Source organism: Clostridium ljungdahlii DSM 13528 (assembly GCF_000143685.1).
Lineage (GTDB): Bacteria > Bacillota > Clostridia > Clostridiales > Clostridiaceae > Clostridium_B > Clostridium_B ljungdahlii.
The window spans coordinates 2892908-2914161 of record NC_014328.1 but is presented as its reverse complement, the minus strand read 5'-3'; the positions used below and the strand labels follow the sequence as shown (position 1 = coordinate 2914161).

General features: G+C 30.3%; 22 protein-coding genes. 15 read left to right on the top strand and 7 right to left on the bottom strand.

What is annotated here, in order from left to right:
• Positions 1 to 10 precede the first annotated feature (10 nt).
• Genes CLJU_RS12950 through CLJU_RS12940 form a run of 3 tightly spaced genes read left to right on the top strand, consistent with a single transcriptional unit; the run spans position 11 to position 2595 of the window.
• Entirely contained in the window at positions 11 to 808 is a 798-nt protein-coding gene (locus tag CLJU_RS12950) for an ABC transporter permease (protein ID WP_013239276.1), read from the top strand.
• The gene (locus CLJU_RS12945) at positions 808 to 1806 is read left to right on the top strand and encodes an ABC transporter ATP-binding protein (protein WP_013239275.1); all 999 of its coding nucleotides are present in this window, start codon (positions 808 to 810) and stop codon (positions 1804 to 1806) included. Before CLJU_RS12950 ends, CLJU_RS12945 begins: the two co-directional genes overlap by 1 nt.
• Positions 1807 to 1824: 18 nt before the next feature.
• Positions 1825 to 2595, top strand: a complete 771-nt coding sequence (locus CLJU_RS12940) for a DeoR/GlpR family DNA-binding transcription regulator (protein ID WP_013239274.1) — start codon at positions 1825 to 1827, stop codon at positions 2593 to 2595.
• Positions 2596 to 2720: 125 nt separating this feature from the next.
• On the opposite strand, the gene CLJU_RS22625 is transcribed toward CLJU_RS12940, so the two are convergent.
• From CLJU_RS22625 to CLJU_RS22615, 3 genes are all read right to left on the bottom strand, one after another.
• On the bottom strand, positions 2721 to 2867 hold the full coding sequence (locus CLJU_RS22625) for a hypothetical protein (RefSeq protein ID WP_023161946.1): 147 nt from the start codon (positions 2865 to 2867) through the stop codon (positions 2721 to 2723).
• 15 nt (positions 2868 to 2882) lie between these two features.
• Positions 2883 to 3041: a hypothetical protein gene (locus CLJU_RS22620; protein WP_023161945.1), complete on the bottom strand. Its 159-nt coding sequence runs from the start codon at positions 3039 to 3041 to the stop codon at positions 2883 to 2885.
• 61 nt (positions 3042 to 3102) lie between these two features.
• Positions 3103 to 3240 (bottom strand): CPC_1213 family protein, encoded by a 138-nt coding sequence (locus tag CLJU_RS22615; protein WP_087943159.1) that lies wholly within the window; start codon positions 3238 to 3240, stop codon positions 3103 to 3105.
• A 208-nt stretch (positions 3241 to 3448) separates the two neighbouring features.
• On the opposite strand from CLJU_RS22615, the gene CLJU_RS12935 reads away from it, so the two are divergent.
• Positions 3449 to 4450, top strand: coding sequence for a DUF4003 domain-containing protein (locus tag CLJU_RS12935; RefSeq protein WP_041705128.1), 1002 nt, complete (start codon positions 3449 to 3451; stop codon positions 4448 to 4450).
• A 133-nt stretch (positions 4451 to 4583) separates the two neighbouring features.
• On the opposite strand, the gene CLJU_RS12930 is transcribed toward CLJU_RS12935, so the two are convergent.
• Together CLJU_RS12930 and CLJU_RS12925 are read right to left on the bottom strand one after the other, a co-directional pair.
• Positions 4584 to 6419, bottom strand: a complete 1836-nt coding sequence (locus CLJU_RS12930; RefSeq protein WP_013239272.1) for an ABC transporter ATP-binding protein — start codon at positions 6417 to 6419, stop codon at positions 4584 to 4586.
• Entirely contained in the window at positions 6413 to 8143 is a 1731-nt protein-coding gene (locus tag CLJU_RS12925; protein ID WP_013239271.1) for an ABC transporter ATP-binding protein, read from the bottom strand. Before CLJU_RS12925 ends, CLJU_RS12930 begins: the two co-directional genes overlap by 7 nt.
• A gap of 145 nt (positions 8144 to 8288) precedes the next feature.
• Between CLJU_RS12925 and CLJU_RS12920 the strand changes: the two genes are divergently transcribed.
• Positions 8289 to 9137 (top strand): MerR family transcriptional regulator, encoded by an 849-nt coding sequence (locus CLJU_RS12920; protein WP_013239270.1) that lies wholly within the window; start codon positions 8289 to 8291, stop codon positions 9135 to 9137.
• On the opposite strand, the gene CLJU_RS12915 is transcribed toward CLJU_RS12920, so the two are convergent.
• Positions 9121 to 9534 carry an Lrp/AsnC family transcriptional regulator gene (locus tag CLJU_RS12915; protein ID WP_013239269.1) on the bottom strand — a complete coding sequence of 138 codons (414 nt, stop codon included), beginning with the start codon at positions 9532 to 9534 and terminating at the stop codon, positions 9121 to 9123. The genes CLJU_RS12920 and CLJU_RS12915 overlap by 17 nt on opposite strands.
• A gap of 106 nt (positions 9535 to 9640) precedes the next feature.
• Here CLJU_RS12915 and CLJU_RS12910 point away from each other — a divergent pair, with 106 nt between their 5' ends.
• The 3 genes from CLJU_RS12910 (at position 9641) to CLJU_RS12900 (ending at position 12198) form a co-directional block, all read left to right on the top strand.
• The gene (locus CLJU_RS12910) at positions 9641 to 10396 is read left to right on the top strand and encodes an MBL fold metallo-hydrolase (protein WP_013239268.1); all 756 of its coding nucleotides are present in this window, start codon (positions 9641 to 9643) and stop codon (positions 10394 to 10396) included.
• A gap of 208 nt (positions 10397 to 10604) precedes the next feature.
• Positions 10605 to 11267, top strand: coding sequence for a TetR family transcriptional regulator (locus tag CLJU_RS12905; protein WP_013239267.1), 663 nt, complete (start codon positions 10605 to 10607; stop codon positions 11265 to 11267).
• A 19-nt stretch (positions 11268 to 11286) separates the two neighbouring features.
• Positions 11287 to 12198 carry a nitroreductase family protein gene (locus CLJU_RS12900; RefSeq protein WP_013239266.1) on the top strand — a complete coding sequence of 304 codons (912 nt, stop codon included), beginning with the start codon at positions 11287 to 11289 and terminating at the stop codon, positions 12196 to 12198.
• A 107-nt stretch (positions 12199 to 12305) separates the two neighbouring features.
• On the opposite strand, the gene CLJU_RS12895 is transcribed toward CLJU_RS12900, so the two are convergent.
• On the bottom strand, positions 12306 to 13337 hold the full coding sequence (locus CLJU_RS12895; protein WP_013239265.1) for a threonine aldolase family protein: 1032 nt from the start codon (positions 13335 to 13337) through the stop codon (positions 12306 to 12308).
• Between the two features lie 289 nt (positions 13338 to 13626).
• Between CLJU_RS12895 and CLJU_RS12890 the strand changes: the two genes are divergently transcribed.
• The 7 genes from CLJU_RS12890 (at position 13627) to CLJU_RS12860 (ending at position 21149) form a co-directional block, all read left to right on the top strand.
• The gene (locus CLJU_RS12890; RefSeq protein ID WP_013239264.1) at positions 13627 to 14454 is read left to right on the top strand and encodes an ABC transporter permease; all 828 of its coding nucleotides are present in this window, start codon (positions 13627 to 13629) and stop codon (positions 14452 to 14454) included.
• A 1-nt stretch (position 14455) separates the two neighbouring features.
• A complete protein-coding gene (locus CLJU_RS12885; RefSeq protein WP_013239263.1) occupies positions 14456 to 15238 on the top strand; it encodes an ABC transporter permease in 783 nt (260 codons plus the stop codon).
• A 16-nt stretch (positions 15239 to 15254) separates the two neighbouring features.
• Positions 15255 to 16316 carry an ABC transporter ATP-binding protein gene (locus CLJU_RS12880; RefSeq protein ID WP_013239262.1) on the top strand — a complete coding sequence of 354 codons (1062 nt, stop codon included), beginning with the start codon at positions 15255 to 15257 and terminating at the stop codon, positions 16314 to 16316.
• 3 nt (positions 16317 to 16319) lie between these two features.
• Entirely contained in the window at positions 16320 to 17378 is a 1059-nt protein-coding gene (locus tag CLJU_RS12875; protein ID WP_013239261.1) for an ABC transporter substrate-binding protein, read from the top strand.
• A 33-nt stretch (positions 17379 to 17411) separates the two neighbouring features.
• The gene (locus tag CLJU_RS12870) at positions 17412 to 19178 is read left to right on the top strand and encodes an adenine deaminase C-terminal domain-containing protein (RefSeq protein ID WP_013239260.1); all 1767 of its coding nucleotides are present in this window, start codon (positions 17412 to 17414) and stop codon (positions 19176 to 19178) included.
• Between the two features lie 31 nt (positions 19179 to 19209).
• Entirely contained in the window at positions 19210 to 20514 is a 1305-nt protein-coding gene (locus CLJU_RS12865) for an amidohydrolase (RefSeq protein ID WP_013239259.1), read from the top strand.
• Between the two features lie 140 nt (positions 20515 to 20654).
• The gene (locus CLJU_RS12860; protein ID WP_013239258.1) at positions 20655 to 21149 is read left to right on the top strand and encodes a hypothetical protein; all 495 of its coding nucleotides are present in this window, start codon (positions 20655 to 20657) and stop codon (positions 21147 to 21149) included.
• Positions 21150 to 21254 lie beyond the last annotated feature (105 nt).

Genomic DNA, 21254 nt, shown 5'->3' with positions numbered 1-21254 from the left:
AGGAAAAGAAATGAAGAAGAGTATAGGAAAAAAGATTTTTTTAGTACTATTATTTATATATTTATTTGTACCAATGCTGGCTATAATTCTGTTTTCTGTGGCAGGCAGTTGGGATACAACTATTTTGCCTACAAGCTATACTTTTAAATACTATAGTTTGATATTAGGAAATTCTCAATTTAAATTAGCATTATTAAGAAGTACAGTTATAAGCATTTTGACGTGTTTAATAAGTATTATAATTATGGTTCCAAGTATATACCTTGCTAGTTTACATTTTAAAAAGTTGGAAAAGATTTTTGATGTATTGTCATTACTTCCCTTTATTATGCCAGGTGTGGTACTTGTTATAGGGCTTATCCAGATCTATTCTAAAGATCCTATAAATATATCTGGAACCATGTGGATATTATTGGGGGCATATTTTATTATATGTTTACCATTTATGTATCACTCTATAAGAAATAGTTTTAGGGGAATAAATGCACCTAATCTTAAGGAAGCTGCAATGATTTTAGGCTGCACTGAATTTCAAGCATTTATTAAGGTTATAGTGCCAAATATAATGAGAGGATTGATATCTGCAGTACTTTTATGTGTAGCAATATTATTTGGCGACTTTGCCTTAGTTAATCTATTGGTTGGCAGCTCATACCAGACTGTTCAGATGTATCTTTATAATATTTTAAGCCAAAATGGACATGCAGCTAGTGCAGTTGTAACAATTTATACAATTGTTATATTTGTTATTTCATATATTACAACAGTATTAACAATGCCAGGAAAAAAATGGAGGGTTAAAGAATAATGGACTATATTTTAATAAAGGAGCTAAATAAGAATTTTAATAAAGTAAAAGCTTTATCCAATATAAATATTAGCATAAAAAAAGGTGAATTTGTATCATTACTTGGACCATCCGGCTGTGGAAAGAGTACTTTGCTTAGAATAATAGCTGGACTAGAAGATCCAAGTAGTGGAGAAATTTCTGTAAATAATAATGATTTAGTAAACATTCCAGTTAATAAAAGAAATATGGGGATGGTATTCCAAAGTTATTCTTTATTTCCCAATATGACTGCTAGAGAAAATATAGCTTTTGGACTTAAATTAAAAAAAGTACCACAAGAAGAAATAAAAATTAAGGTTCAAGAAATTATAAATTTAGTTGGTCTCAATGGACGTGAAAATCATTATCCAAGCCAACTTTCTGGAGGACAACAACAAAGAGTAGCACTTGCAAGGGCTTTAGTAGTAAATCCTGATGTACTTTTACTTGATGAACCACTAAGTGCTTTAGATGCTCAAATACGAATTACCTTGAGAAAGTTAATAAAAGAAATTCATAATAAATTTAAAATAACAACACTTTTTGTTACACATGATCAAGAAGAGGCTTTATCTATTTCAGATAGAATATTTATTATGAATAAAGGAGAAATTGTTCAGTATGGTACCCCGGAAGAAATTTATAAAAATCCGGACACAAAATTTGTTGCAAATTTTGTTGGAACTTATAATCTTTTAACACCTAAATTTTTAAATCAACCTGAGGATTGTAGTAATATTTTTATACGACCTGAGCATATTAGCATTATTTTAGAAGATACGGTAATTGGTAAAAACACTTTCAGCGGAGTTATTAGTAATGTATATTTTTTAGGCAATATTGTTAGACTAAATGTAATTGTAAATGATACGATGCTGCTAATTGATACGTTAAATAGAGGCGATAATGTTTATTATGAAGGTGAAAAAATAAATGTCTATGTTCCAAGTGATAAATGTTTAAAAATAAAAAGTTAGAAATCTGGAGGAAAATAAATGCTTGCTGAAGAACGACAGGAACAAATATTTAAGCTTATAAGAGAGCAAAAAAATATAAAAACATCTGAACTTATGGAAATTTTTAATGTTTCCAACGAAACTATAAGGAGAGACTTAGATTATCTTGAACAACAAGGTTGTCTAAAGAAAGTATATGGTGGTGCAATTTTAACTAAAAAATTAAGCTGGGAACCTTCATATAATGAGAGAGCATTAATAAATAAAGAAGAAAAAAAGGCAATTGGAATAGAATGTGCTAAGTTAATAAATGATAATGATATAATTTTTATGGATTTAGGTACAACTCCCCTGGAGGTTACAAAAAATTTAGGAGACAAGCTAAATTTGACTATTTTTACTACTTCCCTTTATGTGGCAGGGTTTGCAACTGAGCAATTAGATGCAAAATGTATAATTTTAGGTGGAGAAGTTAGGAAAAAAGAAAAATGTTTAAATGGTCCTCTTACTGAACTTGTTTTAGAACATCTTCATTTTGACAAGGCAATACTTTCAGCAGGTGGAATTGATGATGAAATTGGCCTTAGTGATTATGATTTAAATGACGTAAGTGTAAAAAAGAAGGTAGTAAATTGTGTAGATGAAGCCATAGTAGTTTCTGATTCTTCTAAATTTGGTGTAAAAGCCCTTTCACAGGTAGTACCATTAAAAAGTTTATCAGTTATAGTCACGGATAATAATATAGATAAAAAGTGGAAGGAAGAGATAATTAAAAGTGGTGTAAATTTGATAATTTGTAATTTAAACTAAAAACTTACTCTCAATTTGTAAAAAGTGTTTTTGTGTGATGAGAGGGGCTGCTGCAATAGCCCTGATTAAAAATTGAGACTTGACAATGTTGGCGTACTAATGACTAGCAGCAGACTCCTTAAATATTAAAAATGCTTTGTAATTTCCTGTTGTATTCTGCTTATTTCTTTAGGTCTTAATCCGGTTTCGTCTTTGATTTCTTTATCGGTTTTACCAGAAATAAGCATTTCTCTAGCTTTTTTCTTTTTTTCATCTAAGCTATTATCACTCATGCATAGAACCCCTTTCTACATTTTGCCTTCCATTTTCATTCTAGCTTTAGTTACATCATGTTCATTGAGACCTGTAACTTCTTTTATCTCTCCCATACCTGTACCTTTATGAAGTAAATCTTTAGCTTTTTCCATGGCTTTTTCATGATGACCTTTATTTTGATGTGATTTCATCGCTTAAGCCTCCTAATTTGTTTTATTAATAACTTTTATATAAAATGTTAATTTTCAAAAATTAATCTAAATGTTTTTCTGGTGGAGAACCAAACTTTATTCTTGAGCTTTCATCTTGTGGGTCATGGTTTATATTTTTCTTTTTAAATCTATTGTCTTCTTTTTTATTATTAGTAGTCTTTCGTATTTTGTTTTGCACAATTGTCTCTCCTTTCTAATACAATGTAGGTTTTCCTCAAAACTAGTTTTTATGCTTGATTTTAAATAGCATGAGTTTATTTCCTTAATATATTTAGTAAATCTTAAGATTTACTTTATTATTTTTTGAATATTTTATTTTAATATGTATATACAAAATAAATATTTTAAGTAATAATGATATTAAGTTAAATAGGGAGGGAATTATAGTGGATATAAGATTGAAAAAAAAGGTGGAACTAATGGTAGAAAACTATAGTGAACTTAAAAGTAATTTTAAATGGGATACAAGCTTGTTAAAACACTTTTGCGCAATGATGCATGCAGCAAGAGGTGAAAAGGTAAATATAGATAAAATTGAAGAAATAAAAAAGTATATAAAGCAGGAAACAAAATGGGCATCTGATTATAGAGGAAATAATGAACTAATTATAGCTACTCTTTTATGTTTTGAAGAGGATTATAAGGGCTTTTTTCAAGAAATGATTGAAGTTCATGAAAAAATGAAGCAGGAAAGTTTTAGAAAAAGCACATATCTGCCGCTGGCTACTTATACTTTTGCAGAAGATGTTCCTAGAGAGTATTGGAATTCTAAGATCCAGAGAATGAAAGAATTCTATAAAAATATGAAAGAAAATCATTTTTGGCTAACTTCTACTGATGATTATGTTTTTGCAGCAGTGCTTGCTGCTACAGATTTGGATGTAAGACAAACTATGGAAAAGGTAGAAGAGTGCTATAAAGAATTAAATAAGGAAGGATTTTGGAAAGGAAATGATCTTCAGACATTATCTCATATTTTGGCACTTGGAGAAGAGTCTGTTTATGAAAAATGCAAGAAAGCAAATAGACTTTATAATAAGCTTAAAAATGAAAAGTGCAGTCTTAGATACAATGGCCTGGCAACACTAGGAGTGTTAACTCTTATTGCAGATGATGAAGATCAAATAGTTAGAGAAATAAAAGAAGTGAATGATTTTATTCATAAGAAGCCTGGATATGGCATGTGGAGTTTAGATAAATATACTAAAACAATTCTTTCAGCTAATTTGGTTTGTGACTTCTATGTAGATGGTATGAAAAAGGGAGTAATTAAAGTAGCTTTAGCAAATAGTATTAATGCTATTATTATTGCTCAAGAACAGGCAGCAATTGCAGGATGTGCTGCAGCAGCTGCTGCTGCGTCAGCTTCTTCATCAAGTTCATCATAAATAGATTCAAATAGCAATTTTTTTGTTAAGCAGGACTATTTTAGAAATAACCAATCCTGCTTGACTAGCTTTACCATAAGCCAATGTTATTGTTGTGAATTTTAGGTAAGTTTTTAACTTACTCTCAATAGCTTCACTTATTTTGGTGTATAAATTGGCTGTTATATATATCACTATACAAACCACTTTTAGCTAATAATTTGCTATGGTTTCCTTGTTCAACAATATTTCCTTTGTCCATGACCAGTATCTTATCTGCATTTTTTATTGTAGATAATCTGTGTGCTATTATAAAGCTTGTTCTTCCTTTCATCAGATTATCCATGGCATTTTGTATTTCTAATTCTGTACATGTATCTACACTTGAGGTTGCTTCATCAAGTATTAAAATATATGGATTTGCTAAAATAGCACGGGCAATACATAAAAGTTGCTTTTGTCCTTGTGATATTGAAGAGTTTTCATCATTTAAAACTGTATCATAGCCATGAGGAAGTGTTCTTATGAAATAATCAGCTCTGGCAAGTTCTGCGGCTTCTTTGATTTCTGAAATTGTAGCTCTTTCTCTGCTGTATGCAATATTATCTTTAACACTTCCATCAAATAGCCATGAATCCTGCAGAACCATTCCAAATAAAGATCGCAAATAACTTCTTTTAAGTTCAGTTATATCGATACCGTCAATTTTAATTTTCCCATCATTCAATTCATAAAATCTCATAATCAGGTTTATTAAAGTAGTTTTTCCTGCACCTGTTGGTCCAACTATAGCAACTTTTTGTCCTGCTTTTACCTCTAGGTTTATTCCTTTAATTATAAGCTCTTCTCCATATCCAAACTGTACATTTTCAAAAGTTACATTGCCCTTTGGATTTAGTATTGTTTTATAGTTTATAGGGTCTGCTTCTGACTCATCCTCATCTAAAATTTCAAATACACGCTCGAGTGAAGCAATAGCTGCCTGCATTGAGTTTAAAATATAAGCTGCTTCAGTTAACGGCTCTGATGCTTGATCTACATATTGAAAGAAGGCCTGTATTAGTCCTATTGACAGCTTTCCTTGAATAACAAATACAGCACCAAGAGATGCTATTAGCACATATCCTATTTGATTCATCAGACGGATTAAAGGATCTATAGCGTAGGTAATAAATTGTGCTTTTTTTTCATCAGAATACAATTTATTATTAGTTATTTCAACGCCATTAATTATTTCCTCTTCCATATTAAAGGTCTTTACAACCATCTGACCGGTAAAATATTCTTCTATTTGTCCATTAAATTTACCTAAGGATTCCTGTCTGTTTGAAAAATAATTTATGCTCTTTTTCCCAATTATAGAGGTAGCAATACCTCCCATGATAATAGTGAAAATGGCGATTAAAGTTAGTATCCAATTTATTGAGAGCATGAGGGATACAGCTCCTATAATTGTGAGTACTGCCGTAATAAATTGCATCATACCTGACTGCAATGTCTCAGATACTTTTTCCAGGTCATTTGATATTCTGCTTAGAATTTCCCCTTTTTTGTGTGTATCATAATATTTTAAAGGAACTTTTGAAAGTTTTGTACTTATTTTTTTCCTTATAGATAATACCAAGGTTTGAGATACAGCAGCCATTATGTTCTGCTCAATATAATTAGCAAATGAGGATAGTAAATATATAATAAGAAGTATCAATGAAAGCTTTTTTATGATATTAAAATTTATATTGAAGTAACCAGTATGTGATACATTCTTTATTCCTTCATAAATAGTATTGATAGCTTTGCTAAAAATTAATGGAGCAGTCATTGTAAAGGCTAAGCTTATAATAGTAAAAAATATGACAACAATTATTTTCCACTTTTGATTTAGAAGTAATTTTATTAATCTTATAACAGTTTTCCTTGTGTCTTTAGCTTTCTCTACGGACATTTCAGTATCAAAAGAAATTGCATCTGTTGAATTTTCTTCATTTAGCATACCAGTTCCTCCTCACTTAATTGTGATTCAGCTATTTTTAAATATATGGGACAACTTTTAAGAAGTTCTGTGTGGGTACCTATTCCGGCTATTTTTCCTTCTTCCAGGACTACAATTTGATCTGCCTCTATAATTGTGCTTATTCTTTGGGCAATGGTTATGACAATTGAATCTTTTAATCTTGGTTTTATGGCTTCTCTTAATTTTGCATCTGTTTTATAATCCAGGGCAGAAAAACTGTCATCAAATATATATATATCACTGTCCTTAATTAAGGCCCTTGCTATGCATAATCTCTGCCTCTGCCCGCCTGAAAAATTACTGCCACCTTGTGATACAAAGGATTCATAGCCTAGATTTAGCTCAGAAATAAATTTATCCGCCTGAGCCATTTTTGCAGCACTTTTTATCTCATTTATAGTTGCATCCTTTTTCCCGTGCCGTATATTGTCAACTATGGTTCCACTAAATAGGAATGCTTTTTGAGGTGAAAAACTTATCATATCTCTTAAATTTTTTTGAGAAAAATATTTTGTATTGACACCATTAATCAAGATTTTACCATCTTGTATTTCATGTAATCTTGGTATTAATTTTCCAATAGTACTTTTTCCTGAACCAGTGGCTCCTATGATTGCAGTAGTTTTACCGCTTTCACATACAAAGCTAACATTTTTTAAAACAGGTTTTTCGGCATCTTTATAGGAAAATGTGACATTCCTGAATTCTAAGGTCTTTATATTATTTGAAATGGCCTCAGTTACTTTTTCATCTACTATTTCAGGTTTGTATTGCAATACTTCCAATATACGCCTTGAACAGGTGCTGGCACGTGGTATATTAATTAATACAATAACAGCCATTACTAGGTAGACCAATATTATTATTGCATATTCAATAACGGCCATAATATCTCCTACCTGCATAGTTCCTCTACTTATTCTTATTGTTCCAAACCATAAGACAGCAACAGCACAAACATTCATTATAGCCATTATAGCTGGCATAACTATAGCAAATGTCTTATTAAGTTTTACATTAATATCTGCATAATTTGTAAATGCATTATCTATTAATTCTTTTTCGTGCTTTTCTCGATTAAAAGCACGTATAATTCTTATTCCTGAAATATATTGCCTTACTCTAGAATTTATTTTATCTAACCCAACTTGGATTTTATTCGATAAATTTATTACTTTTTTACTTATAAGCATAATAAATATTATAAAAATTGTTCCTGCTATAGAGATTATAAGAGCCATATATTTATCTTTGGAAAAAGCTAAAAACATTCCTACCAGAGTTATAAATGGAACTGGAATAATCATTTCAAAAAGCATGGTTAATGTATTTTCAATTTGATTTACATCACTTGTACATCTTGTAATTAAAGATGAGGTGGAAAAATGTTTAAAATCATTTATTGACAGTTCTTGTGCGTGAGAAAATATTTTGCTTCTAATATCTCTGGAAAGTGTTGATGATAAATTTGAAGAAAAATATGTAGAAATTATAGCAAGTATGCCTGTAAATACAGCAGTGCCTATCATTATTCCACCAGTTCTTAATACATAATGAATGTTACCTTTTATTACACCATTATTTATTATATCTGCAGTTAATGTGGGGATATATAAGGTACCTACAGTTTTAAGCAAAATTATTACGAATAGTGAACCTAAAAGTATTTTATTAACTTTAAAGTGTCTAAATAGCTTTAGCATTATAGTATCCTTTCATATGTAATTTTTATGTATAAGAAATAGTATAAACTGTACAGTAACTTGACAGTCAACACTTTTCAAGATAGAATATCTTCAAAAAGAAAGTTATTATTAAATATTATAATAATTATAAAAGGTATAGGTCATGAATGATTTTATAAGTTCAAAAAAATATTTAACTATAGGGGCTTTTTCTAAGCTGTCTGGCATAAACAGAAAAAACTTAATATATTATGATAATGTAGGAATATTGAAACCTGTATTTGTAAAGGAAAATGGCTATAGGTATTATTCCTATAGTCAATTAGACGAAGTAAGTATTATCCTTGCTCTAAAAGATTTAGATATACCATTAAAGAAAATAAAGAACTATATGGAAAATGTATCTCCTCATAATCTTATTAACTTAATTACTGACCAGAAGCAAAAAATACTGGAGGAACTCAATAGGTTAAATCAAATGAATTATATTATAGAACAGCGAACTAGTAATATTCCTGTTATATCTAATATTAGTTGTGACAAGATTTTTTTGAAAAATTGTAAGCAAGAATTGTTGTTTTTAGGACCGAAAATGAAATTTGATATTGACAATTTTGAAGAAGATTTTGTTAGTTTTATAGATTATTCGAAAAGTAAGAAATTAGTTTATGGTTATCCATTAGGTGTCTATCTTGATTATGATGGGGCAATTGAGGATAGCATCAAAACTTATAGATATTTTTATAAGGTTTCTCAAAATGTAAATGTAGAAAAAACCATAAAGCCAGCAGGACTTTATGTTATAACTTATGATAATAGCTATTTAGCTGAAGACATGAAAAATTTTGATAAATTAAACGAGTTTATAGAGAATAATCATCTTAACATTTGTGGAAGTGTTTATATAGAAAATATGTCAGATGAAATAATAACTAAAAACCCCAATAAATATTACTCAAAAATTTCTGTGAAGGTAAAAAAATTGGACGATAGAGTTACTTTATCCTACTAATAGATATATTTAGACGATAATTTCCAAAGCCTAAAATTTTATTTAACAAGCACATAAGATTTTCTTCATCAGTTACATTTACCTTTAATAAATAGCAGCCATCTCCGCTTATCCTGTGGCACTCAATTATGAATTTATTGTTTTTAACAAATTGTATAAAAGCAGGATGATTGGAGGTTTTCATAAAAACAGTTATATAGGCAATTAAGCTTTTATCAAGTTTTGTGTTATTTAAATTTATGGTATACTTTTCAATGATTCCTTCCTTTCCCATTTTCTTAATTCTATTTGCTACTGCTTGTCCTGTTAAATGAACTAACTCTCCAATTTCACGCCATTGAAGCCTAGAATTTTCTTTTAATAAGGTTAAAATCTTTATATCTGTTTGGTCAAGCATAATTATAAATTTCCTTTCATGATGAAACTGAAAATAGGCAATTACTTTCTCCAAGTAAAAGCAGTATGACTTATAATTAATATATCATATACAAGGAGGAAAAACTATGAGAATTCAGCTTATACGCCATGCAACATTAAGGCTAATTATAAATAATAAGACAATTCTAGTTGATCCAGTGCTTAGTAAAAAAGGAACAATGCCTTATATTCCTAATGTGTCAAATAGAAATAGAAATCCACTGGTGGAATTGCCTATTGATGTCAATGATATTGTAAGAACTGATGCAGTCCTTTTAACTCATATGCACAGCGATCATTTTGATGAAACGGCAGCAAGATTATTACCTAAAAATATACCTATATTCTGTCAGAGTGAGGATGAAGTAAAAGTGAGACAAAAGGAATTTTACTCTGTTAATCCAATTGAAAAAGATTGTTGTTGGAATGATATTATTTTTAAACGTGTAGGGGGTCAACATGGTAAGGGTGAAGTTGCAAAACAAATGGGGATAGTTTCAGGATATGTTATTAAAACTAAAAATGAACCCTCATTATATATAACAGGGGATACAGTATGGTGTTTGGAAGTAGAGAAAGCATTAGAAATTTATAATCCTGAATTAGTTGTTATTTTTGCAGGTGCTGCACAGTTGACAGAGGGAGGTATTCCTATTACCATGAATAAAGAGGATATATTTCATATTTGCAAAAAAGTGCCAAAATCCAAAGTGATTGTTGTTCACATGGAGGCTTGGAATCACTGCAGTCTTATGAGAAAGGAACTAAGAAGTTTTTTAAAGGATAATTCACTTTTAGGACAGGTTTCTATTCCAAAGGATGGAGAATATATGGAATATTGAGTAATAAATAATAATGTATTAGGAGGAAGGTTTGTACAGTTAAAGTCTACAGATGAAGTTGAATTTTAGATAGGTACAGCAAAATTAACAGTAAACAATATGACAGTTTTTTATAAGTGTTGTCATATTGTTTTTTTATTATAAAGGTGGTATTGTTATTTTAAGATGACTGGTCAAAATAAAATAATCACATATTAGGGGGAAATGTATGCCTAAAGTTGGGATGGAGCCTATAAGAAGAAGTCAAATAATTAATTCAACGCTAGAGTGTATTTGTAAGGTGGGTATAGAAAAAATGTCACTGGACATGGTGGCAAAAGAGGCTAATTGTTCTAAAGGTGTTATTAGTTACTATTTTAAAAGTAAGGACAATCTTATTCTTGAAGCCTTTAAAGCATTTTTAAGCTATTATGGTACAAAGATAAATAGTGAAGTAGGGAAGAATATGACCCCATTTCAAATTCTGAAGATAGTTCAGAAAAATGCTTTGCCAGAGTATTACAACATTGATAAGGAATTTGAAACTAAATTAAATGTATCTGAAATTCATGGGGTGGGGTCAATGAATATTCCGCCAGCAAAAAAAGCTAAGTTATTTGTAAGTTTCTTTTCAAGGGCAATGGTAGATGCAAAGCTGCAGGCAGTTTTACATGAAGTATATAAAGGCGATTGTAAAGGAATTTCATCAATTATTAATTATGGAAATAAGGTTGGTGACTTTAAAGAAACGGATATAAATAAGTCTGCTTATGCAATAATAGCATTGTATATAGGTATAAGTATGCTGAGAGTAGTTGGCTTTAAACCAGAAGAAATCGATGATGATGTTGATGTATTTTGGAGTGTTTTAAATAGCATGTTTGGTAAATAGTGAAAGGAGTTGAATATCTATGCCATTAAAAACTGGTCGATTTTATGAATGTGCTGAAGTTAAAATAGATAAAAACAAATGTACAACCTGTGGACTCTGTGTAAAAGTATGTAAGGGAGCACCATTATTTATAGAAGATAAAATTGTTAAAGTAGATCATAGTCGAGTATTTGGATGTATTGCTTGTGGACAATGTATGGCAGTTTGTCCAAACAAAGCAATAAAAGTTATTGGCAGAGATATGACGCCAGATGATGTTATGGAATTACCAAAGTTTCAAGACAGGACCAATTATGAAAATTTAAAGTCATTAATGATGTCCCGTAGAAGTGTGAGAAATTATAAAAAGCAAAAAGTAGAACGTGAAATAATAAAAAAAATATTAGAAGCATCAGCGACCGCTCCTAACGGTCTTGGAAGTTCCGATGTTGAAGTTTTGGTTTTAGATGGAAATGAAAAAGTGGAAGAATTTACACTGAATTTAATCAATGTTTTGAAAAAAAATAGATGGCTGTTTTCCACTATAATGCTTAAAATTTATAGGCCATTTATAGGAAAAGCTGCATATGATTCTTTAAAAACCTTTGCTTCAACTGCTATAGAGACATTTATAAAAAATTATGATGAAGGGAAGAACTGGCTAACATATTCTGCACCGTTAGCAATGTATTTTCATGCTTCTCCATATGCTGATCCTGCTGATCCATATATTCCTGCAACTTATACAATGCTTGCAGCACAATCATTAGGATTAGGAAGTTGTATGCTTGGTACACCAAATGTACTGTTAAACCTTTTTGGAAAGAAAATAAAAGAAAAGTATGGGATACCATTGAAAAATAAAAACGGTATTATGGTCATATTTGGCTATCCCGATGTTAAATATAGCTTTGCAATAAAAAGGAGATTTTCAAATATTAAATTTTATTAGTATGGCAAAAGAGTTTAATTTTGAATGAAAGAATATCGATTTAAAGAAAAAATGAGTACAGGCTAGCTTAAAAATAAGTCTAATACTCATTTTCCCAATAATTCAAATTACACTTCAGTAAAATTTTTTAAATCATTAATAAAATCTAAAGCCATAGACTCTTTTGTTGCCCAAGAAGTTACAAGGCGAATAACGGAGTTATATTTATCTGATTTTTGCCAAATTGTAAAAGAATATTTATTTCCAAGCTTTTCAATCAACTTGTTTGGTAAGATTGGGAATATCTGATTTGAAGGCGAGTGGGTCAAAAATGAATATCCAGCCTTACTGATTTCCTTCCTAAGTAAATCTGCCATGACATTTGCATGCTTTGCCAAATCAAAATATAAGTCATCTTTGAAAAGTTCTAAGAATTGTATTCCAAGAAGTCTACCTTTTGCAAGCAATGCTCCCTTTTGTTTAATATAAAATCGAAAGTCTTCTTTAAGTGAGTTGTTACATATGACCATAGCCTCACCCATTAGCGCACCATTTTTGGTCCCACCTATATAGAACGCATCTGCTAATCTAGCTAAATCAGAAAGTTCCACATCATTTTCTTCTGAACATAGGGCCGAACCTAACCTTGCGCCATCTATGTATAAAAGCAGTTTATTTTCTTTGCAAAATTTGCTTAGTTTTTCTAGTTCGCTTTTTTTATATATAGAACCAATTTCTGTAGAGTTTGAGATGTACACTAGTTTAGGCTTTACCATATGCTCATCGGTATGTTCATCTAAGGCAGGTTTGATGTCTTCGGGACTTAGTTTGCCATTGCTTACTTTTATAGAGATAATCTTATGCCCTGTAGCTTCTATAGCTCCTGTCTCGTGAACTAGTATATGTCCTGTATTAGCAGCAATAGCTGCTTCATGAGGTCTTAAAAAAGCTGAAATTGCAGTGAGATTTGCCTGTGTGCCTCCAACAAACAGGTGAATGTGGGCATCATCTCGCTTAATTTTTTGCTTCAAAAGCTCAACAGCTCTTTCTGTATATATATCTTCACCGTAACCTGAAGTTTGCTCCATATTTGATTCAACTAAAGCATTTAATATTCTTGGATGAGCTCCTTCACTATAATCATTTTTAAAACTATACATTGCCAAAAACCTCCTCTTACATTTTCATTAAATCTCTTTTCCCTATTACTAAAAATGTTATACCTTATGTTATAAAAGTCAATACTATTGGAACTTCTTTACTAAAACCCTTATTTCGACCAAAATCCCTTGACGTTTCCAAGGTGAAGTGATAATATTATGAATATTGTAGAGAAAAAATGTAATAACATTCGTATAGCACAAACATATATTAATACTTTGTTTAATATGAAGAGATTCTTAGATTCAGATCAGATAAACTTAAAAATACAAAGGAGGGCTACTTATAATGAGAAAAAAAGTACTTTATTTAATGTTAGTACCTGGAATTTTAATAATTTTATTCTTTTTAATGGCACCACTTATAAATATATTAATTCCTACAGTTGTAAGTGATAAAGGTATTACACCTAAGTTGTATTTATCTTTCTTTAAAGATAGTTATTTAATGAACATATTTTTTCGTACTCTTAGAATAGCAATTATAACGACTATTGCTTGTATAATACTTGGAGTACCAGTTTCTTATTATTTATCAAGAAGTGATAAAAAAATAAGAGGATTACTTCTTGCACTTACGGTATTTCCACTCCTAACCAACTCTATTGTTCGTGCATTTGCGTGGATGACTATACTTGGTAAAAATGGAGCTATAAACACACTACTTATAAATTGTCATATTATAAGTGAACCACGAGAAATTCTTTATACGGAGTTTGCAATAATTATAGGAAGTGTATACTTATTTTTGCCTCTTATGATTGTTTCTTTGGTTGGAGTAATGGAAAATATTAATAGTGATTTCGTAGAAGCTGCCCAAAGTCTTGGTGCTAGTAGAATAGCAGCCTTTTTTAAGGTCATTTTTCCATTAAGTGTTCCAGGAATGATAGTGGGAAGTATTCTTGTTTTTACTGGTGCATTAACGGCATATACAACACCCCAACTTCTTGGAGGAAATAAAAATACAGTGCTTGCAACGCTCATATATCAAAAGGCTATGACGCTAAGTGATTGGACAGGCGCTTCTGTAGTTTCTGCTGTCATGATTATAGCTACATTGATTGTTATGTTTGGAATCAATAAATTTGCATCAAGATTATATGAAAGGGGTGTATAGAATGAAAAAAAATAAATTGCTTACATTATTCGTATTTCTTGTATACATATTTCTATTTGGACCGCTTTTGATAGTTGCTGTAACAGCTTTTGGAACAGATAATTTCATAGCATTTCCACCTAAGCATATAGGAATAAGATGGTTTATACATGTTTTTCAGTCACCAACTTTTATGACTACGTTAGGTATAAGTTTGGAAGTATCCATAGCTGCAACTTTAATTGCACTTATTGTTGGAATACCTGCATGTTATGTGATTAGTAGAAATGATTTTAGAGGAAAAAAGTTTATTAACAATATATTTCTATCACCAGTTACAATACCAGGAATAGTACTTGGATTTGCACTCTTTAGATTTATAACAATTACTCTTAAAATGAATATTTTAACTAGCTTATTAATTGGACATGTTGTTATAGTAATTCCATATATAATAAGGGTCATTGGCTCAAGTCTTGGAGGATTGGATTATTCTATTGAAGAAGCAGCTATAAGTCTTGGAGCTTCTAGAATAAAAACATTTTTTCTAGTTGTCATGCCAAATATAACATCTGGTATAATTGCAGCCTTTATGTTGGCATTTATAAATTCCTTCAATAATGTACCTGTATCTATATTTTTAACAGGACCGGGAGTGAGTACGCTGCCGATAAGTATGATGAGTTATGTTGAATACAATTATGACCCTAGTGTTTCAGCTCTTTCAGTCATATTGATGTTTATGACTATTATAATAATGTTTATTGTTGAGAAAACTTTGGGATTAAATTATTTTACAAAATAAAATATGGAGGTGCTACATGGCTTTAATAAATTTAAAAGATATTGCAGTTTCTTATGATGGAAAAACAAATATATTAAAAAAATTAAACCTTGATATTGAAAAGGGAAAGTTGGTTTCACTTCTTGGACCAAGCGGGTGTGGAAAAACTACTACATTGAGAGTAATAAGTGGCTTTTTAGAGCCAACAGGTGGTCAATTTATATTTGATGGTAAGGATTATACTAAAATACCTGTTAATAAGAGAAATTTTGGAATGGTATTTCAAAGTTATGCGCTTTTCCCTCATCTCAATGTTTTTGATAATATAGCTTTTGGACTTAAGATGAGAAATGTAGATAAAAAAACTATAACTGAGTCAGTTAACAAATTTCTTGAAATAGTAGATTTAGAAGAATATGGTAAAAGGTATCCTGCAGAATTGTCAGGAGGACAAAGACAGAGAGTTGCTATAGCTAGAGCACTTGTTATAAAACCTGATCTTCTTTTGCTGGATGAACCACTTAGTAATTTAGATGCTAAATTGAGATTAAAAATGAGAGTAGAAATTAGAAAATTACAGCAGCGTTTTGGAATTACAACTGTTTTTGTAACTCATGATCAGGAAGAATGCTTTTCCATATCAGATAAAGTTGCAGTAATGAATAAAGGTGTAATTGAACAATATGATACTCCAGAAAAAATATATTCAAAGCCTAATACAGAATTTGTGGCAAAGTTTGTAGGATTCGAAAATTTTATTGACTTAGAATATGTTAAAGATGATGTATTTAATGCAGATTGCAATATTGAAATTCATATTAAAAATCATGAAAATGTTCCTGGCAAAATAAAAGCTACTATAAGACCTGATGATATTAAAATATTAGCATCTGATTTTACAGGCAATGAAAATATACTAGATGGAACAATCGAAGTTAGAACATATTTGGGAAAAGCATACCAGTATTCTGTCAATACAAAGCTTGGATCAATTATTGTAAACAATGGAAATGATGAAGTGTATGATATTGGAAATGAGGTAAAGCTTTATTTACCTTCAAATAAATTAATAATTGTTAAAAAATCTGAGGAGGAATAAAAAATGAAAAAATTACCTTTGGCTTTAGCATCCATATTTTTGCTATCAGCACTTTCTGGATGTGGAAGTGCAGCGCAAAGTACAGATTCAAAAAGTGATCAAAAGCAACTTGTAATATCAACATGGGGATTAAATGAAGATGCTCTTCAAAAAGATGTTTTTGAGCCTTTTGAGAAAGCAAACAATGTAAAAATAGTTTTGGAAACAGGAAATAATGGAGAAAGATTAACTAAACTCAAAAATAATCCAAACAGTAACGTTGATATAATGTACCTTGCAGAATCTTTTTCTGAAGAAGGCATACAAGATGGATTATTTGAAAAAATTGATTATAGTAAGGTACCAAATGCAAAGAAAGTAATACCTAAGGCACAAAAGTTTATAACTGAAGGATATGGTCCAGCATATACTTTAAATAGAGCAGCTATAGTTTATAATCCTGAAAAAGTAAATGGAAATATAGCTTCATGGAAAGATTTATGGAGTCCTGATTTTAAGGGTAAAATAGCAATACCAGATATAACAACAACATTTGGACCTGCTATGGTTTGTGCAGCTTCAAAGAAGGATGGTGTTGATGTAACAAGTGATAAAGGTGTAGATGCATTTAAATCACTTCAAGCTTTAAAACCAAATGTAGTTAAGACATATACTAAATCTTCTGATCTTGTAAATATGTTTTCTAATGGAGAAATAACAGCTGCAGTTGCTGCGGATTTTGTTTATGGTTCAATTAAAAAAGCAGTTCCTTCAGTAAAATTTGTTGATCCAGGCGAAGGAGCATATCTTAACTTTAATACTGTAAATATAGTAAAAAGTTCAAAAAATAAAGAATTAGCATTGAAGTTTATAAATTATGTATTGAGTGCAGAAGTTGAACAAAAAACATCTAAAGATGTAGGCGAATCACCAGTTAACAGCGATGTAAAATTACAAGGTACGGAAACACAGGGTCTAACATATGGAGATGAAGTTGAAAAATCAAATGTTTTAGATTTCAAATTTATAAATAAGAACAATAAAAACTGGATTGATCAGTGGAACAAGATTTACAATAATTAGTTTTAATTTTAAATAGAAGACATCTGAAAAATAATGAATCCATATGCTGATGAACTTATTTTTTCAGATGTCTTATTTACGTTTAAGAAAGGTGATCATATGAAAGCAGATTTAATCATAAAAGATGTTTATGTTTTTAATGCTTATTTTAAAAAATTTATATACGGTGATGTATCAATATTAAATGGAAGGTTTTTATATATAGGTAAGGATTGTCATGAAAAAATAAGTGCAAGAAATATTATAGAAGGTAATAAGAAATATCTAATACCTGGCCTTATTGATATACATATGCATATTGAAAGTTCAATGACTACACCAACAAACTTTGCAAATGCTGTTATTAAGAATGGAGTTACAACAGTTGTTGCTGATCCACATGAAATTGCAAATGTATTTGGAATAGAAGGCATAAAAGCTATGATAGATTCTGATAGGCAGCATATAATGGATATATTTTATGGCATTCCAAGTTCTGTACCATCAACATCGGCTAAACTTGAAACTACAGGTGGACAAATAGGGATAAAAGAAGTATCAGAACTTATAAAAAATGACCGTATATGGTGCATTGGTGAAGTTATGAATTTTAAGGATTTGGTTTATAGTGAAGATTCGCTTATAAATAATATAATTAAATTGATAAAAAAAGAAAAACCTCATTTCAAAATAGAAGGACATTGTCCTAAAATATCTGGACTTGATTTAGCAAGATATATATATCAGGGGGTAGATGCAGATCATACTCAGCAAACTCCAAAATCTATTGAGGAAAAGATATTAAATGGTATGTTTTTAGAAATCCAGGAAAAATCAATGACAAAAGAAAACATGGAATATTTAATTTCTAATGATTTATATGAGCATTTTTGCTTTGTTACTGATGATACGATGGCAGATAAATTAATTACTTCGCATTTGAATGGACTTGTTAAAAAAGCCATTGACATGGGTATGAAGCAGGAAATGGCTATTTATGCAAGTACTTTTATTCCAGCAAGAAGAATGAATTTTTACGATAGAGGAAGCATTGCACCTGGAAAAATAGCTGATTTTATTTTATTGGATGATTTAAAATCATTTAGTATTAATGAAGTATATAAAAATGGCCAACCTGTATGTAAGGATATTAGGGAGAAAGAAGAACATGAATTTCCAGAGTATTTTTATAAAAGCATTAAAATGAATCCAGTTAGTGACTCAGACTTTTCAGTTAAAGCACCTGTAAAAGAAGGTAAAGTAAAATGCAGAATAATGAAAGTTCAAAGTGATAGTACATTTACAAAAGAAGAAAGCGATTTTGTAGAAGTGAAAGACCAGAGGCTTTCTTTTGAAACTTCTAAGTATGCACTTATTACGGTTTTTAATAGATATGATAATACTAAAAAAAGATCTTATGGACTTGTTTCAGGCAGCATAATCGAAAGAGGAGCAGTTGCTTCTAGCTATGCTCATGACCATCATAATTTAATGGTAATGGGAAAAAATACAGAAGATATGAAAGTAGCAGCAAATTGGGTTATTAAAAACAATGGGGGTTACTGTGCAGCTTTGAATGGAAAAATTATAGCAAATCTTGCTCTTCCCGTTGGTGGGATATTGTCTGAAGAACCAATCGAGTCCATAGCTTTAAATTTAAAAGAAGTGAGAATGGCATTAAAGAAACTTGGATATAAACATAATAATGAAATAATGTCTTTTAGTACGCTATCTCTTCCAGTAAGCCCAGAACTAAAAATTACGGATAAAGGTCTTATAAGAGTTAATACACAGGAAATAGTAAGCCTATTTTGTGAGTAAATATCAAAATTATTTATATGAGGATGATTTTATGGATAGAACAATAATAAAAAATGTAAATATAATTACTATGAATAAAGAAAAAGAAGTAATAGAAAATGGAGTAGTAGTTGTAAATGGGAGTATAATTGAGGATATAGGGAAAAGTGAACTTTTAGAAAAGTATGCTGGAGAGAAAGTAATAGATGGAGATAACGGAATATTAATGCCTGGCATGATAAATACACATACCCATGCATCAATGCTGCCATTTAGAAGTCTTGGAGATGATTTAGCTGACAGGCTTAAGAAGTATATATTTCCACTTGAAAGCAAGTTTGTCGATAGCAAGTTTGTTTATGAAGGAGCAAGAGCTGGAATAGCGGAAATGCTCTTAGGAGGAGTTACAACTTTTGCTGATATGTATTACTTTGAAGATGAAGTTGCAAGGGCTGCAAACAAAATGGGAATCCGTGCAGTACTGGGCGAAACAGTACTTAATTTTCCATCACCAGATTCTAAAGAATCCTATGGAGGAATTGAATACGGCGAAGAGTTCATTAAAAACTGGAGAGAAGAAGAATTAATAACTCCAGCAATAGCACCTCATGCTCCTTATAGTAATGATACTGAGCATTTAGTAAAAGCACATAACATTTCTCAAAAATACGATATTCCAATGATGATGCATGTGGCAGAAATGGATTATGAAACTGAAAAATATAAAAAAGAATACAATATGACACCTGTACAATATTTAAATAGTATAGGAATTTTAGACCAAAATTTTGTAGCAGCACATTTAATAAATATAACGGGTGAAGATCTGGAGATTGCTTGTAAAACTAAAATTGGAATAGCTCACAATATAGGTGCAAATTCAAAAGGAGCAAAGGGAGTTTCACCAGCAGTTAAAATGTATAAAAGAGGTATGAAAATAGGACTAGGAACTGATGGACCAATGAGTGGCAATACTCTTGATATAATAACTCAAATGTCTCTTGTTGGCAAAATTCATAAATTAGTTAATAGAGATAGAACTCTTTTACCAGCTTCTGAAATAATTGAAATGGCAACTATTGGTGGTGCAAGAGCATTAAATATGGATAAAACTATAGGATCTATTGAGAAGGGAAAAAATGCGGACTTAGTTATAATAGAAACCAAGTCCATTAATATGCAGCCTATATATGATTATTATTCAGCGGTAGTTTATTCCGCCAATCCAGCAAATGTGGATATAGTAATTATAAATGGTAAAGTCCTTGTAAAGAATAGAAAACTCATAGGTATAGATATTGATGATATTATAGATAAAATAAATAGCATTAAAAATAGTATAATTAAGTTTTTCTAAAGAAAAGTGAAATATATACGGAAACGGATAGAGTAAAACTATCCGTTTTTTTCATATATAAAATATTGAAATTAATATTATTTTGAGAAATAAGCATAATAAAAATATATTATTATGCCTAAGGCAAAGGAGATGTCTAAATGAAAAAAAAGCTTTCTTTAATTATGGCAATTTCATTGCTTATTATAAATCTAGTAGGCTGTGGAACTCAAAAGAGTGTTACTGAGGTGAAAGATAAAGCAAAAAATGCAACAGAACAAGCAAAAAATGATGTTATGCAAATCCCTAAAAATCTACAAGCTGACATGGGTACAGGTACCTTTTATATTTCTACGCCATCAGGTACTTCTCAAAATGGAGCTGTCCCAGTTATATATGCAGATAAAAATACTCAAATTGAACAAATTGGAGTAAATACAAGTGGCTTTAATGGTAAAAATTTAAGTTATATATTTGTAGATGGTGTGCTAAATTCTAAAGAACAATTAGCAGAAAGCCAATCCTCTATAAATCTTAAGGGCAATGCTCTTAAAGTAGGAAAACATAAGGTAGATGTTGTTCAATATAATAACAATAAGACAACAGACAGTGTTATAACACATAAAACAGCCTATTACGAAGTTAAATCTAAATAATAAATGTTGTTATTTATAGTGTAAATGTTAATTACAAATGACATTTACACTTGTTTTATTTATATATAGAAAAACCTATAAACAGTATGTTAATTTGTTACATTG